The sequence below is a fragment of the Microlunatus capsulatus genome, from assembly GCF_017876495.1.
Lineage (GTDB): Bacteria > Actinomycetota > Actinomycetes > Propionibacteriales > Propionibacteriaceae > Microlunatus > Microlunatus capsulatus.
The window spans coordinates 508435-523672 of the sequence record NZ_JAGIOB010000001.1 but is presented as its reverse complement, the minus strand read 5'-3'; the positions used below and the strand labels follow the sequence as shown (position 1 = coordinate 523672).

The following is a 15238-nucleotide window of genomic DNA, read 5'->3' as shown; positions in this document are numbered from 1 at the left end:
GTTCGCGCCCCGCCGCGGGGCTGTGGACAATGGGCGCGTGCCCACCCCGCCCGACCCCGCCCGCCCCGCGCCCGCGCGCCCCCAGACCCGCTCGGCGCTCGACCCCGCCGTCGCCGCCCTGCTGCGCCGCGACGCCGCCGGCCTCGTCCCCGCCGTCGTCCAGGACGAGCGGACCCGTGCCGTGCTGATGGTGGGCTGGATGGACGACGAGGCGCTGCACCGGACCCTGACCACCGGCCGCTCGACGTTCTGGTCGCGCAGCCGCGAGGAGTACTGGGTCAAGGGGGAGTCCAGCGGGCACCGCCAGTGGGTGCGCGAGGTCCGCCTCGACTGCGACGGCGACACCCTGCTCGTCACCGTCGTCCAGGAGGGCCCGGCCTGCCACACCGGCGACACCACCTGCTTCGACGCCCGGGTGCTGCCGGCTGTCGTCGGCGAGCCCGCCGTCGACACCACCGCCGCCGACAGCGCCGGCGAGCCGCCGCTGGCTGTGTCCTGCGCCGGGATGGGGGTCGGCGCGTGATCGTCACCCCCGACCTCGAGGGCTTCCGCGCCCGGGCCGCCGAGCGCCGCGTCGTGCCGGTGCACACCCGGGTGCTGGCCGACGCCGAGACCGCCGTCGGCCTCTACGCCAAGCTGGCCGGCGACCGGGCCGGCACCTACCTGCTGGAGTCGGCCGAGCAGGGCGTCTGGTCGCGCTACTCCTTCATCGGCGTCCGCTCGGTGGCCACCCTGACCGAGCGTGACGGCGAGGCCGTCTGGACCGGGCACACCCCGGTCGGGCTGCCCAGCGGCGGCGACCCGCTCGCCGCGCTGCGCGAGACCCTGGCCCTGCTGCACACCCCGGCCGAGGACGACGCCGACGACGGGCTGCCGCCGTTCAGCTCCGGCCTGGTCGGCTACCTCTCCTACGACGCCGTCCGCCGCGTCGAGCACCTGCCGGACAGCAACCCGCGCGATCTCGCCATCCCCGAGCTGGGTTTCCTCCTCGTCGCCGACCTCGCCGTGCTGGACCACCACACCGGCGAGGTGTGGCTGGTGGCCAACGCCATCAACTTCGACGGCAGCGACGAGCGGGTCGACGAGGCGCACGCCGACGCGGTCGCCCGGGTCGAGGCGATGGCCGCCCGGCTGGCCGAGCCCACGCCGTCCTCGGCCGTCACCGTCCGCAGGGACGCGCCGCTGCCGGTCCGACGCCAGCGCAGCCCCGAGGAGTTCCAGGCCGCCGTCCGGGCCGCCGTCGAGGAGATCCGGGCCGGCGAGGCCTTCCAGGTCGTGGTCAGCCAGCGCTTCGAGGTCGACACCACCGCCGACGCGCTCGAGGTCTACCGGGTGCTGCGGCTCACCAACCCCAGCCCGTACATGTACCTGGTCCGGCTGGAGGACGCCGACGGCCGGCCCTTCGACATCGTCGGCTCCAGCCCGGAGGCGCTGGTCACGGTGAAGGGTCGCCGGGCCGTCACCCACCCGATCGCCGGCTCCAAGCCCCGGGGCGCCACCCCGGCCGAGGACGCCGCGCTGGAGGCCGAGCTGCTGGCCGACCCCAAGGAGCGCGCCGAGCACGTGATGCTCGTCGACCTCGGCCGCAACGACCTCGGCCGGGTCTGCGAGCCGGGCTCGGTGGAGGTGGTGGAGTTCATGGAGGTCCGCCGGTACAGCCACATCATGCACCTGGAGTCGACGGTGACCGGGACGGTCGCGCCCGGCCGCACGGCCCTCGACGTCGTGCTCGCCGCCTTCCCGGCCGGCACGCTGTCCGGGGCGCCCAAGGTGCGGGCGATGGAGATCATCGACGAGCTCGAGGTGTCCCGCCGGGCGCTCTACGGCGGCGTCGTGGGCTACCTCGACTTCGCCGGCGACGCGGACGCCGCCATCGCCATCCGGACGGCCCTGCTCAAGGACGGCACCGCCTACGTGCAGGCGGGCGGCGGCATCGTCGCCGACTCCGACCCGCCCACCGAGGACCAGGAGTCCCAGAACAAGGCGGCGGCCGTCATCCGCGCCGTCTCCGTGGCCCAGTCGTTCACCCCGCTCGGCCGCGGCACCGGCGGATGAGCGACGCCCCCGCGCGCCCGCCGGGCGGCCGGCTCCGCGGCGCCTCCCCCTCGGGTGGCCGGCTCCGCGGCCGGGCCCTCCTGCCGGGCCTGGTCGGCGGCGCGCTCGCCCTGGTGACGGGCGCGCAGCCCTGGTGGCGGGCCAGCGCCGAGGGCGTGGACGTCGCCTTCTCCGGCACCGAGACCACCGCGGGCCTGGCCTCGGCGCTCGGCGTCGTCGCGCTGGCCGGCTGGCTGCTGGTGCTCGTCCTGCGCACCCGCGGCCGCCAGGTCGTCGGCGTGCTGCTGGCGCTGACCGGCGCCGGCGTCGTCGTCGCCGGCTCCCTGGGCCTGCGGCCGAGCGACGCGGCGGTGCGGACCTCGGTCCGCCAGGTCAGCCTCGTCGAGTCCTACGGGCTCGTGGCCACCGGCTGGTCCTGGGGCTACGCCGCCGCCGGCGTCCTCGTGCTGGCGGGCGGGCTGCTCGTCGCGGTGACCGCGCCGCGCTGGCCGCAGCGCGCCGACCGCTTCACCCGCACGGCGGCGGTCGCCGCGGCCACCGCCGCCGAGGACGACCCCGCGGCGGTCTGGCGGGCCCAGGACGCCGGGCTCGACCCGACGACCGCGCCGCGACCGGCCGCCGGTCCCGCCCCCGATGTGCGTTCTGGGCGCCCGGGGGACACAATGGGCGGTGCTGAACGGCCCCTCCCACCACCTCCCCCGGAATGAGGACGCATGGCTGAGAAGACCGAGACCGGGTCCCGCGCCGAAGCCGGCAAGCACGTCCACCACGGGCGCACCGCCGCCGCGTGGGCGGGCAGCATGCTGGCCATGCTCGCGTTCGTCCTCGGCGGGATCGCCGTGGTCATGCAGAACTGGGTGCTGTTCGGGGTCGCCGTGGTCGTCATCGTCGTCGCGCTCGTCGTCACCAAGGTCCTCCAGGTGCGCGGGCACGGCGCGCTGTGACGGGCTGATCGCCGTGGGAGCCCTGGACGACATCCTGGCCGGTGTCCGCGAGGACCTGGAGCTGCGCCAGCAGCAGGTGCCCCTGCACCGGCTCAAGGAGCGGGTGCAGCACATCGACCCCGCCCTCGACCCCATGCCCGTGCTGCGCGGCCCCGGCGTCTCCGTCATCGCCGAGGTCAAGCGGGCCAGCCCCAGCAAGGGTGCGCTCGCCGAGATCGGCGACCCGGCCTGGCTGGCGGGGGAGTACGCCGCCGGCGGCGCCGCGGCCATCTCCGTGCTCACCGAGGCCCGCCGGTTCTCCGGCTCCCTCGACGACCTCGTCCGCGTCCGGCTCGCCGTCGACGTCCCGGTGCTCCGCAAGGACTTCATCGTCACCGCCTACCAGCTGTTCGAGGCCCGCGCCGCCGGCGCCGACCTCGTGCTGCTGATCGTCGCGGCCCTGACCGACGACGAGCTGGTCTGCCTGGTCGAGCGCGCCGAGTCCATCGGCCTCACGCCGCTGGTCGAGGTGCACGGTCCCGAGGAGGTGCCGCGCGCCGTCGACGCGGGCGCCCGCATCATCGGGGTCAACGCCCGCAACCTGCAGACCCTGGAGGTCGACCCGAAGACGTTCGCCCGGACCGCCCCGCTCATCCCCGACGGCATCGTCCGGGTGGCGGAGTCCGGCGTCCGGGGCCCGCACGACGTCATCGAGCTGGCCCGCTCCGGCGCCGACGTCGTCCTCGTCGGCGAGGCCCTGGTGACCGGTCGCGACCCGCGCAGCGGCGTCGCCGACCTGGTCGCCGCGGGTGCCCACCCGGCCCTGCACAAGTCCTGACCTCCCCGCTCCCGGCCCGACCGGGAGCGCGGGCCGGCGGTCGCCCCGAACGGCGTCCGTCCGGCCCCCTGCAGCAGAAGGAAGCACCGTGACCACCTCAGCCGCCCCGTCCACCGCCAGCGACCCCGCCGACCGCGCGCCGGGCTGGCTGGAGGAGGCGCTCCGGCACCCCGACGCCGGCGGCCACTTCGAGCAGTTCGGCGGCAAGTTCGTCCCCGAGGCGCTCTACGCCGCGCTGGGCCAGCTGGAGCAGGAGTTCCGGGACGCGATGGTCGACCCGGACTTCCACGCCGAGCTCGACGCGCTGCTGAAGGACTACACGGGTCGCCCGACGCCGCTGACCGAGGCGCACCGCTTCTCGGCCGCCTGCGCGCCCGAGCACGGCCCGGCCCCGCGGATCCTGCTCAAGCGCGAGGACCTCAACCACACCGGCTCGCACAAGATCAACAACGTCCTGGGCCAGGCGCTGCTGACCCGGCGGATGGGCAAGACCCGCGTGATCGCCGAGACCGGCGCCGGCCAGCACGGCGTGGCCACCGCGACCGCCGCGGCCCTCTTCGGGCTCCGCTGCACCGTCTACATGGGCAAGGTCGACACCGAGCGGCAGGCGCTGAACGTCGCCCGGATGCGGCTGCTCGGCGCCGAGGTGATCGCCGTCGAGTCGGGCACCCAGACGCTCAAGGACGCGATGAACGACGCGATGCGCGACTGGGTCGCCTCCGTCGACGACACCCACTACCTCATCGGCACCGTCGCGGGCCCGCACCCGTTCCCGATGCTGGTCCGGGAGTTCCAGCGGGTGATCAGCACCGAGGCCCGCGGCCAGGTGCTGGAGCGCTACGGCCGGCTGCCGGACGCCGTCGCGGCCTGCGTCGGCGGCGGCTCGAACGCCCTCGGCATCTTCGCCGACTTCATCCCCGACGCCGAGGTGGCCCTGCACGGCTTCGAGGCCGGCGGCGACGGCCTGGAGACCGGCCGGCACGCCGCGACCATCTCCGCCGGCGAGGTCGGCGTGCTGCACGGCATGCGCACCTTCGTGCTGCAGGACGCCGACGGCCAGACCAAGGAGTCGCACTCGATCTCCGCCGGCCTGGACTACCCGGGCGTCGGCCCCGAGCACTCCTACCTGGCCGCGACCGGTCGGGCGCACTACGAGCCCGTCACCGACGCCGAGGCCATGGAGGCCTTCGCGCTGCTGTCCAAGACCGAGGGCATCCTGCCCGCCATCGAGTCCGCGCACGGCCTGGCCGGAGCCATGCGGCTCGCCCGCCGGCTGCCCGCCCGCCCCGACGGCGAGCCCGCGCTGATCCTGGTCAACCTCTCCGGCCGCGGTGACAAGGACGTCGACACCGCCATCCAGTGGTTCGGCATCGACACCCGCGGCACCGGCTCGGAGTCCGGCCAGCCCGTGGGCACCGACCTGAGCGCCGAGGAGGAGATCGACCTCGGCCTGCAGGAGGACGGCCCGGCCAGCACCACCGGGGTGCAGCTGTGAGCGCGCCCACCGCGACCGGCCCGGGAGCGGCGCCGGGCGCCGCCTTCGACCTCGGGCGGACCGGGCGGACGTTCGCCGACTGCCGCGCGCAGGGCCGCGGGGCGCTCGTCGGCTTCCTGCACGTCGGCTACCCCGACGTCCCCCGCTCGCTGGCGGCGCTGCGGGCGCTGGCCGGCGACGGCGAGGGCACCGGCGTCGACCTCGTCGAGGTCGGCATGCCCTACTCCGACCCGATGATGGACGGCGTCACCATCCAGCGGGCCGGCACCCGGGCCCTGGAGCGCGGTGTCCGCACCGCCGACGCCTTCGCCGCCGTGGAGGCCGTCGCCTCGACCGGGACGCCCGCGGTCGTCATGACCTACTGGAACCTCATCGAGCGCTACGGCCCCGACCGGTTCGCCCGCGACCTCGCCGCCGCCGGCGGCGCGGGCGCCATCACCCCCGACCTCACCCCGGACGAGGCGGAGGAGTGGCTGTCGGTCTCCGACGCGCACGGCCTCGACCGCATCTTCCTGGTCTCGCCGTCCTCCACCGACGAGCGGCTGGCCGCCACCGTCGCCGCCTGCCGCGGCTGGGTCTACGCCACCTCGGTGATGGGCGTCACGGGCGCCCGGACGCAGACTTCCTCGGCCGCGCCGGCGCTGGTCGAGCGGATCCGCGCCGTCGCGCCGGACGCCGCCGTCGGCGTCGGGCTCGGGGTCTCCGACGGCGCGCAGGCCCGCGAGGTGCTCGGCTTCGCCGACGCCGTCATCGTCGGCTCCGCCCTGGTCCGGGCGCTGCTGGAGGCCGAGGACGCGGGCCGGCCGGACGACCTGTCCCGGCTGCGCGCCGTCGTCGCCGACCTGGTCGAGGGCGTCCGGTCGGGAACCTCCGCGCCGCTCGCCCGTTGACCACCGGGTGATCGCCCGCGCGCCCGTCCGCACCCCGTTCCAGCGCGTCGCCCCCTGGGTGTCGACGCTGGTCCGGCTGGTGCTGGCCGGGGTCTTCCTGGCCGCGGGCGGGCTCAAGGCCGTCGACCCGCAGGGCTCGGTCGCCGCGGTCCGCGCCTACGAGGTGCTCCCCGCGGGCCTGGAGACCCTCGTCGGCTGGGGCCTGCCCTTCGTCGAGATCGCCCTCGGGCTGCTGCTCGCCGCCGGCGCGCTGACCCGGCTGGCCGGGGTCGCGAGCGCCGTGCTCATCGGCGTCTTCGTGCTGGCGGTGGTCTCCGCCGCTGTGCGCGGGCTGAGCATCGACTGCGGCTGCTTCGGCGGCGGCGGTACCGTGGCCGCCGGCCAGACCGACTACGGCGGCGAGATCCTGCGCGACTCGCTGCTTCTCGTGCTGGCCCTGTGGCTGGTGTGGCAGCCCCGCAGCCGGCTCGCCCTGGAACCGGGCCCGGACCGACGTCGAGACCTGGAGGACCACCGGTGAGCAGCCGAACACCCGGACGACCGGGGGCACGGGCCTCGCGGTCCTCCCAGGAGGCCTCCCGCCGCGCCGCGGAGCAGGCGGCGCAGCGGCGTCGCGACCGCAACCGGCTGGTGCTGCTCGTGGCGGTGCTCGTCGTCGCCCTGGTCGGCGGCGGGCTCGGCCTGCAGGCCTGGCGCACGGGCCGCAGCCCGTCGGCGGTGCCCGCCGGCAGCTATGCCGACGCCCCGCAGCCGCTGGCCGACGGCCAGCCGCTCCGCTTCGGCGATCCCGCGGCGCCGGTCGAGCTGACGGTCTACGAGGACTTCCACTGCCCGCACTGCGCCGACTTCGAGGAGGCGTTCGGGCCCACCCTCGACGCCGCCCGCGACGCCGGGACGCTGAAGCTGGCCGTCTGGCCGATGTCGTTCATCGACGAGGGCTCGGGCCGCGCGGCCGCGGCGATGGGCTGCGCCGCCGAGGCGGGCTTCGGCGAGCGCTACTACCGGGGCCTGTTCGCCAACGCCCGGCTGCAGTGGAGCCAGACCCAGCTGCTGGAGCTCGGCGCGCTCAGCACCGACTCCGTGCCGGCCTCCTTCGCCACCTGCGTGCAGGGCGGGGAGCGGGTGGCCTGGGCCGACGCGGTGGACACCGCGGCCGACGCCGCCGGCGTCACCGGCACGCCCACGCTGTTCCTGGACGGCGCGCCGCTGCCGCTGGAGGGCCTGACGGCTGAGAGCCTGCAGGACATGATCGAGGCGAAGGGCTGACGTGCTGCTCTCCATCCCCAGCCCCGGCACCGGCGTCTGGTACCTCGGGCCGTTCCCGCTCCGGGCCTACGCGCTGTGCATCATCGCCGGCATCGTCGTGGCGATGGTCATCGCCAACCGGCGCTGGCGGGCCCGCGGCGGCACGGCCGAGGCGCTGGAGACGGTGCTCGTCGCCGCCATCCCCAGCGGCATCGTCGGCGCCCGCGTCTACCACGTCATCACCGACTACGAGCTGTACTTCGGGCCCGGCCGCCACCCCGTCGACGCCCTGAAGATCTGGAACGGCGGGCTGGGCATCTGGGGCGCGGTCGCCGGTGGCGCGCTCGGGGCCTACCTGGTCGCCCGCCGTCGGGGCATCCGCTTCCCGGCCCTGCTGGACGCCCTGGCGCCCGCCGTCCTCGTCGCGCAGGCGATCGGCCGGCTGGGCAACTGGTTCAACCAGGAGCTGTTCGGCCGGCCCACCACGCTGCCCTGGGCGCTGGAGATCGACCTGCAGCACCGGCCGGCCAGCTACGCATCCTTCGCCACCTTCCACCCGACGTTCCTCTACGAGCTGCTGTGGAACCTCGCCGTCGCGCTGGTCCTGGTGGTGGTGGACCGCCGCTTCCGGCTGGGCCACGGCAAGGTGTTCGCGCTCTACGTGGCGCTGTACTCCGCCGGCCGGTTCTGGATCGAGGCGCTGCGGATCGACAACGTCAACGAGATCGCCGGATTCCGGCTCAACAACTACACCGCGCTGGTCGCCTTCGTCGTGGCCGCCGGGCTGTTCCTCTGGCTGGTCCGCACCCGGCCGGGCCGCGAGGCCGTCGTCGAGGCCCCGCCCGCGTCGGCCGACGAGGCGGACCCCGCCCCGGCCGACGGGGCGACGGTGCCCGGCGACCCCGGCAACCCTGTCGGCACCGACGACGCCGGCCGTGCGGACCCCGCGGATCCTGCCGACGCCGACCGGGCCGACGCGGGCCCCGGCCCCGGTACGACGGGGCGCGACAGCAGCAGCTGAGCCGGCGGTGTCCACGGGCGCGCGCGGGTTCGCGTCCGGCCGCCGCGTCTGACTACCCTGGGGCCGACGGTCGACGCCACCGCGTCCCGCCCGTCGCCCCTGGTGTGCTCAGCACCACACCACCGCCCGCGACGCGAAGATGCGTCGTCCAGCAGCCGATCACAGCGGCTCCGTGCGGGAACCGCCCCGCCGGTCGGGAGATCCGACCGGTCGTGCCGCGCGCCCTCGTCCCGGGGGTCGCCCGGCGCAACTCTTCGGGCCGCTGGGGGCGAACAGAGTGCGTTAGCCTTTCCGCGCTGGGCCAGTGTCGTCCCCAGAAGTCCTTGTGAACAGGCCCCTCCCGGCACCCGGGGGCGCGCCGATGCCGCTCAACCAGACCCTGTGACAGAGCCCGTCTCTCTCACCGGCTTCGACGACGGGAGTCCGAGATGTCAGCCACCCCCGCCCAGCCCAGGTCCAGGGCCGGAGAAGGTCTCTACGACCCCGCCTTCGAGCACGACGCCTGCGGTGTGGCCTTCGTCGCCACCCTCACCGGCGTCCCCAGCCACGACATCGTGCACAAGGGCCTGGAGGCGCTCCGCAACCTCGACCACCGCGGCGCGACCGGCTCGGACCCCCTCACCGGTGACGGCGCCGGCATCCTCATGCAGGTCCCCGACGCCTTCCTGCGCGCCGAGGCCAGCTCCTTCCTGGCGGCCGGCGTCGAGCTGCCCGAGGCCGGGACCTACGCCGTCGGCAACGCGTTCCTGCCCACCGACGAGCAGGCCCGCGCCGAGGCCAAGGCCGCGATCGAGCGGATCGCCGCCGAGGAGCAGCTGACCGTCCTGGGCTGGCGCCGCGTGCGCACCGACGACTCCTCGCTGTCGGACCTCACCCGGTCCAACATGCCCTGGTTCGAGCAGCTGCTCGTCGCCCCGGCCGGCGAGCCGGTCCGCGGGATCGAGCTGGACCGGCTGGCCTACTGCCTGCGCCGCCGCACCCAGCACGAGACGGGCGTCTACTTCGCCTCGCTGTCCGCCCGCACCCTGGTGTGGAAGGGCATGCTCACCACCGAGCAGCTCGAGCTGGTCTTCCCCGAGCTGCTGGACGAGCGGATGACCAGCGCGCTGGTCGTCGTGCACTCCCGCTTCTCGACCAACACCTTCCCGGCCTGGGAGCTCGCGCACCCCTTCCGGATGATCGCCCACAACGGCGAGATCAACACCGTCAAGGGCAACCGGAACTGGATGCGGGCCCGCGAGGCGCTGCTGAGGTCGGACCTGATCCCGGGCGACCTGGAGCGGCTCTTCCCGATCTGCACCCCGGACGCCTCGGACTCCGCCTCGTTCGACGAGGTCGTCGAGCTGCTGCACCTCGGCGGGCGCTCGCTGCCGCACGCGATGCTGATGATGATCCCGGAGGCCTGGGAGAACAACCCGGTCATGGACCAGGCCCGGCGGGACTTCTACGCCTTCCACTCCTGCCTCATGGAGCCCTGGGACGGCCCGGCCGGCGTCGTCTTCACCGACGGCACCCAGGTCGGCGCCGTGCTGGACCGCAACGGCCTGCGCCCCGGGCGCTACTGGGTCACCGACGAGGGGCTCGTGGTGCTGGCCTCGGAGGCCGGCGTGCTCGACATCCCGGCCGAGACGATCGTCCAGAAGGGCCGGCTGCAGCCGGGCCGGATGTTCCTCGTCGACCTCGACGAGCACCGGCTGATCTCCGACGAGGAGGTCAAGGCCGAGCTGGCCGCCGCCGCCCCGTACGGCGAGTGGCTGGCCCAGGGCCGCACCCTGCTCACCGACCTGCCCGAGCGCGACCACGTCGTGCACACCCACGCCTCGGTGACCCGTCGCCAGCAGGTCTTCGGCTACACCGAGGAGGACCTGCGGCTGATCCTCGCCCCGATGGCCTCCGGAGGCGCCGAGGCCATCGGCTCGATGGGCACCGACACCCCGATCGCGGCGCTCAGCGACAAGCCGCGGCTGCTCTTCGACTACTTCTCCCAGCTGTTCGCCCAGGTCACCAACCCGCCGCTGGACGCCATCCGCGAGGAGCTCGTCACCTCGCTGTACAACACCATCGGCCCGGAGCAGAACCTGCTGGAGCCCGGCCCGGTCTCGTGCCGCCGCCTCGTGCTGCCGTTCCCGGTGCTGGACAACGACGCGCTGGCCAAGGTCGTCCGGATCAACCGGGCCGGCGACACCGAGTACGCCACCTACGTGGCCCGCGGCCTCTACAAGGTCAGCGGCGGCGCGCAGGCGCTGACGGAGAAGCTCGACGAGCTGTGCGCGGAGATCTCCGACGCCATCGCCGGCGGGGCCAAGATCATCCTGCTGTCGGACCGGCACTCCAACGGCGAGTACGCGCCCATCCCGTCGCTGCTGTTCACCGCCGCCGTGCACCACCACCTGGTGCGGGAGAAGACGCGCACCCACGTCGGCCTGGTCGTCGAGGCCGGGGACGTCCGGGAGGTGCACCACGTCGCGCTGCTGATCGGCTACGGCGCGGCCGCGGTCAACCCCTACCTGGCCATCGAGTCCGTCGAGGACCTGGCCCGGCACGGCGTCTACACCTCCGTCACGCCCGAGAAGGCCGTCGCCAACGTCGTCAAGGCGCTGGGCAAGGGCGTCCTCAAGGTGATGTCCAAGATGGGTGTCTCCACCGTCGCGTCCTACACCGGCGCGCAGATCTTCGAGGCCCTCGGGCTGTCCCGCGAGGTCGTCGACCGCTACTTCACCGGCACCACGTCCAAGCTGGGCGGGATCACCCTGGAGCAGCTGGCCGACGCCGTCCACCAGCGGCACCTGCGGGCCTACCCGGCCGACGGGATCCCGCTGGCCCACCGGCTGCTGCCGGTCGGCGGGGAGTACCAGTGGCGCCGCGAGGGCGAGCCGCACCTGTTCGACCCCGAGACGGTGTTCCGGCTCCAGCACTCCACCCGCTCGGGCCGCTACGACATCTTCAAGCAGTACACCGCCCACATCGACTCCCAGGCCGAGCGGCTGATGACGCTGCGCGGGCTGCTCAAGTTCAACAGCGAGCGGCCGCCCGTGCCCATCGACGAGGTCGAGCCGGTCAGCGAGATCGTCAAGCGGTTCTCGACCGGCGCGATGAGCTACGGATCCATCAGCCTCGAGGCGCACCAGACCCTGGCGATCGCCATGAACCGGCTGGGCGGCAAGTCCAACACCGGTGAGGGCGGGGAGGACAAGGAGCGCCTCTACGACCCCGAGCGCCGCTCGGCGGTCAAGCAGGTGGCCTCCGGCCGCTTCGGCGTCACGTCGGACTACCTGACCAACGCCGACGACATCCAGATCAAGATGGCCCAGGGCGCGAAGCCCGGCGAGGGCGGCCAGCTGCCCGGCCAGAAGGTCTACCCGTGGGTGGCCAAGACCCGGCACTCGACGCCGGGCGTCGGCCTCATCTCCCCGCCCCCGCACCACGACATCTACTCGATCGAGGACCTCAAGCAGCTCATCCACGACCTGAAGTGCGCCAACCCGTCCGCGCGGGTGCACGTCAAGCTCGTGGCCGAGGTGGGCGTGGGCACGGTCGCGGCCGGCGTCTCCAAGGCCAAGGCCGACGTGGTGCTGATCTCGGGCCACGACGGCGGCACCGGTGCGGCACCGCTGACCTCGCTCAAGCACGCCGGCGGACCCTGGGAGCTCGGCCTGGCCGAGACGCAGCAGACGCTGCTGCTGAACGGGCTGCGCGACCGGATCGTCGTGCAGGTCGACGGTCAGCTCAAGACCGGCCGCGACGTCATCATCGGCGCCCTGCTGGGTGCGGAGGAGTTCGGCTTCGCGACGGCCCCGCTGGTGGTCAGCGGCTGCATCATGATGCGGGTCTGCCACCTCGACACCTGCCCGGTCGGCGTCGCCACCCAGAACCAGGAGCTGCGCTCCAAGTTCTCCGGCAAGCCGGAGTTCGTCGTCAACTTCTTCGAGTTCATCGCCGAGGAGGTCCGCGAGCACCTGGCGGCCCTGGGCTTCCGGAGCATCGCCGAGGCCGTCGGCCGCGTCGAGGCGCTGGACACCACCCCGGCCGAGGAGCACTGGAAGGCGCACGGCCTCGACCTGCGGCCGATCCTGCACCGCCCCGAGCTGCCCGAGGGCACCCCGCTGCACAACACGACGAAGCAGGACCACGCGCTCGAGTTCGCGCTGGACCAGATGCTCATCGACCTGTGCCGCCCCGCCCTGGACTCCGGCGAGGCCGTCCGCGCGCAGCTCAGGATCCGCAACGTCAACCGCACGGTCGGCACGATCCTCGGCCACGAGGTGACGAAGGCGACCCGCGGCGAGGGCCTGCCCGACGGGACGATCGACCTCACCTTCTCGGGGTCGGCCGGCCAGAGCTTCGGCGCGTTCCTGCCCGCCGGCATCACCCTGCGGCTCGAAGGCGACAGCAACGACTACCTCGGCAAGGGCCTGTCCGGCGGCCGGATCGTCCTGCGGCCCGACCGCGCGGCGACCTTCGTGGCGGCGGACAACATCATCGCCGGCAACGTCATCGGCTACGGCGCGACCTCGGGCGAGATCTTCATCCGGGGCCAGGTGGGGGAGCGGTTCTGCGTCCGCAACTCCGGGGCCACCGCCGTCGTCGAGGGCACCGGCGACCACGCCTGCGAGTACATGACCGGCGGCCTGGCCGTCATCCTGGGCTCGACGGGACGCAACGTCGCGGCCGGCATGTCGGGCGGCATCGCCTACGTGCTCGACCTGGACGCGTCGCTGCTGAACACCGACATGGCCGACGCCCTGCCACTCGGCGAGGGCGACCAGGACCTCGTCCGCGGGCTCGTGGTCCGGCACGGCGAGGAGACCGGGTCCGATGTGGCCGCGGCGCTGCTCGCCGACTGGGACACCGCCAAGGAGCGCTTCACCAAGGTGCTCCCGCGGGACTACGCCCGGGTGCTGGCGGCGCGCGAGGCCGCCGAGGCCGAGGGGCTGGACGACGACGCGACCACCGTGGCGATGATGGATGCGGCTCGTGGGTGAGCTCGTGGCGTGGCTCAGTCCGCGGTTGTCTGCCGGGGTTGGGTGCGCGGCGCTGCGGACGCCCCCGAGCCGGGGCAACCATCCGCCCTCCGCAGGCTCCGGGCTCCCGCCAGGCCCATCCACGCCCCGGCTCGGGGGCGTCCTCCGCGCCGCTCCTGCGCACGTCACCCCGCGCCCTGAGCCTGTCGAAGGGCCCCGCCGTGCCCCGCTCCCTGAGCCCGTCGACGGGCGCCTCCTCTTCCAGCACCTGACGAAGGACGATCACCATGGCTGACCCCCGCGGGTTCATCTCCACGCCGCGCAAGGTCGCCGAGCGGCGGCCGGTGGCCGAGCGCGTGCGCGACTGGAACGAGGTCTACCCCGGCACGCCGGGGCGGGCCCTGCTGCCGATCATCTCCGAGCAGGCCGGGCGCTGCATGGACTGCGGCATCCCGTTCTGCCACACCGGCTGCCCGCTGGGGAACCTCATCCCCGAGTGGAACGACCTGGTGTGGCGCAGCGACTGGGACGAGGCGCTGGAGCGGCTGCACGCGACCAACAACTTCCCGGAGTTCACCGGGCGGCTGTGCCCGGCCCCCTGCGAGACGGCGTGCGTCGTCGGCATCAACCGGGACCCGGTGACCATCAAGAACGTCGAGGTCACCATCATCGACAAGGCGTGGGACGAGCACCGCGTGCTGCCCCAGCCGCCCGAGTGGCACACCGGCCGCACCGTCGCCGTCATCGGCTCCGGGCCCTCGGGGCTGGCCGCCGCCCAGCAGCTCACCCGGGCCGGCCACACCGTCGCCGTCTTCGAGCGGGCCGAGGAGCCGGGCGGCCTGATGCGCTTCGGCATCCCCGAGTTCAAGATGGAGAAGTACGTCCTCGACCGGCGCATCCAGCAGATGAAGGACGAGGGCACCAACTTCCGCTGCGGCGTCGAGGTCGGGGTCAAGATCACCGGCCAGCAGCTCAAGGAGCGCTACGACGCCGTCGTGCTCGCCGTCGGCTCCACCATCCCGCGCGACCTGCCGGTGCCGGGCCGCGAGCTCGACGGCATCCACCAGGCCATGGAGTTCCTGCCGCACGCCAACCGCTACGCCCGGGGCAAGATCGAGCAGCCGCCGATCTCGGCGCAGGGCAAGCACGTCGTCATCATCGGCGGCGGCGACACCGGCGCCGACTGCCTCGGCACCGCCATCCGGCAGGGTGCGGCCTCCATCCGGCAGCTGGAGATCATGCCCACCCCGCCCGAGGAGCGGCCGGCCCACCAGCCGTGGCCGACCTACCCGATGACCTACCGGGTGTCCTCGGCCCACGAGGAGGCGGGGGAGCGGATCTACTCGGTCTCCACCTCCCGGTTCAACGGCGAGGACGGCAAGGTCACCTCCTTGACCCTGTCCGAGGTGCGCTTCGAGGGCGGCAAGCTCGTCGCCGTCGAGGGCACCGAGCAGGAGATCCCGGCCGACCTCGTGCTGCTGGCCATGGGCTTCGTGGGCCCGGAGAAGGACTCGGTGATCTCCCAGCTGGGCGTCACCCTGGACGAGCGCGGCAACGTCAAGCGCGACGACAACTACGCCACCGACGTCCCCGGGGTCTTCGTGGCCGGTGACGCGGGTCGCGGCCAGTCGCTGATCGTCTGGGCCATCGCCGAGGGCCGCGCCTGCGCGGCCGGGGTGGACGAGTACCTCTCCGGCTCCACCAAGCTGCCCAAGCCCATCCCGCCCACCGCCCGGCAGATGATGGTCTGACGCCCGACGAGCCCACCGCCGCTAGCGAGCCGACAGCACACCGCTCGCTCAGCTGATAC

At 74.1% G+C, this 15238-nt stretch carries 11 protein-coding genes and 1 pseudogene; all 12 read left to right on the top strand.

Going from position 1 to position 15238, the window contains the following annotated elements:
• Positions 1-37: 37 nt before the first annotated feature.
• The gene (hisI, locus tag JOF54_RS02400) at positions 38-523 is read left to right on the top strand and encodes a phosphoribosyl-AMP cyclohydrolase (protein ID WP_307803748.1); all 486 of its coding nucleotides are present in this window, start codon (positions 38-40) and stop codon (positions 521-523) included.
• Positions 520-2055, top strand: coding sequence for an anthranilate synthase component I (locus JOF54_RS02395; RefSeq protein ID WP_210052658.1), 1536 nt, complete (start codon positions 520-522; stop codon positions 2053-2055). Before hisI ends, JOF54_RS02395 begins: the two co-directional genes overlap by 4 nt.
• Positions 2052-2762, top strand: a complete 711-nt coding sequence (locus JOF54_RS02390; RefSeq protein WP_210052657.1) for a Trp biosynthesis-associated membrane protein — start codon at positions 2052-2054, stop codon at positions 2760-2762. The genes JOF54_RS02395 and JOF54_RS02390 overlap by 4 nt, the downstream gene beginning before the upstream one ends.
• Before the next feature lie 6 nt (positions 2763-2768).
• On the top strand, positions 2769-2999 hold the full coding sequence (locus JOF54_RS02385; RefSeq protein ID WP_210052654.1) for an HGxxPAAW family protein: 231 nt from the start codon (positions 2769-2771) through the stop codon (positions 2997-2999).
• 13 nt (positions 3000-3012) lie between these two features.
• On the top strand, positions 3013-3816 hold the full coding sequence (trpC, locus tag JOF54_RS02380) for an indole-3-glycerol phosphate synthase TrpC (RefSeq protein ID WP_210052652.1): 804 nt from the start codon (positions 3013-3015) through the stop codon (positions 3814-3816).
• Positions 3817-3964: 148 nt separating this feature from the next.
• Positions 3965-5191 (top strand): annotated as a pseudogene (gene trpB / locus JOF54_RS02375) (tryptophan synthase subunit beta); the annotation flags it as partial.
• Between the two features lie 116 nt (positions 5192-5307).
• Positions 5308-6201 carry a tryptophan synthase subunit alpha gene (gene trpA / locus JOF54_RS02370; protein WP_210052650.1) on the top strand — a complete coding sequence of 298 codons (894 nt, stop codon included), beginning with the start codon at positions 5308-5310 and terminating at the stop codon, positions 6199-6201.
• 7 nt (positions 6202-6208) lie between these two features.
• Positions 6209-6721 carry a MauE/DoxX family redox-associated membrane protein gene (locus JOF54_RS02365; RefSeq protein ID WP_307803746.1) on the top strand — a complete coding sequence of 171 codons (513 nt, stop codon included), beginning with the start codon at positions 6209-6211 and terminating at the stop codon, positions 6719-6721.
• A complete protein-coding gene (locus tag JOF54_RS20650) occupies positions 6718-7467 on the top strand; it encodes a DsbA family protein (protein WP_210052648.1) in 750 nt (249 codons plus the stop codon). Before JOF54_RS02365 ends, JOF54_RS20650 begins: the two co-directional genes overlap by 4 nt.
• Position 7468: 1 nt before the next feature.
• A complete protein-coding gene (gene lgt / locus JOF54_RS02355) occupies positions 7469-8467 on the top strand; it encodes a prolipoprotein diacylglyceryl transferase (RefSeq protein WP_210052645.1) in 999 nt (332 codons plus the stop codon).
• Between the two features lie 428 nt (positions 8468-8895).
• The gene (gltB, locus tag JOF54_RS02350) at positions 8896-13449 is read left to right on the top strand and encodes a glutamate synthase large subunit (RefSeq protein ID WP_210052643.1); all 4554 of its coding nucleotides are present in this window, start codon (positions 8896-8898) and stop codon (positions 13447-13449) included.
• Between the two features lie 266 nt (positions 13450-13715).
• Entirely contained in the window at positions 13716-15179 is a 1464-nt protein-coding gene (locus tag JOF54_RS02345) for a glutamate synthase subunit beta (RefSeq protein ID WP_210052640.1), read from the top strand.
• Positions 15180-15238: the final 59 nt, after the last annotated feature.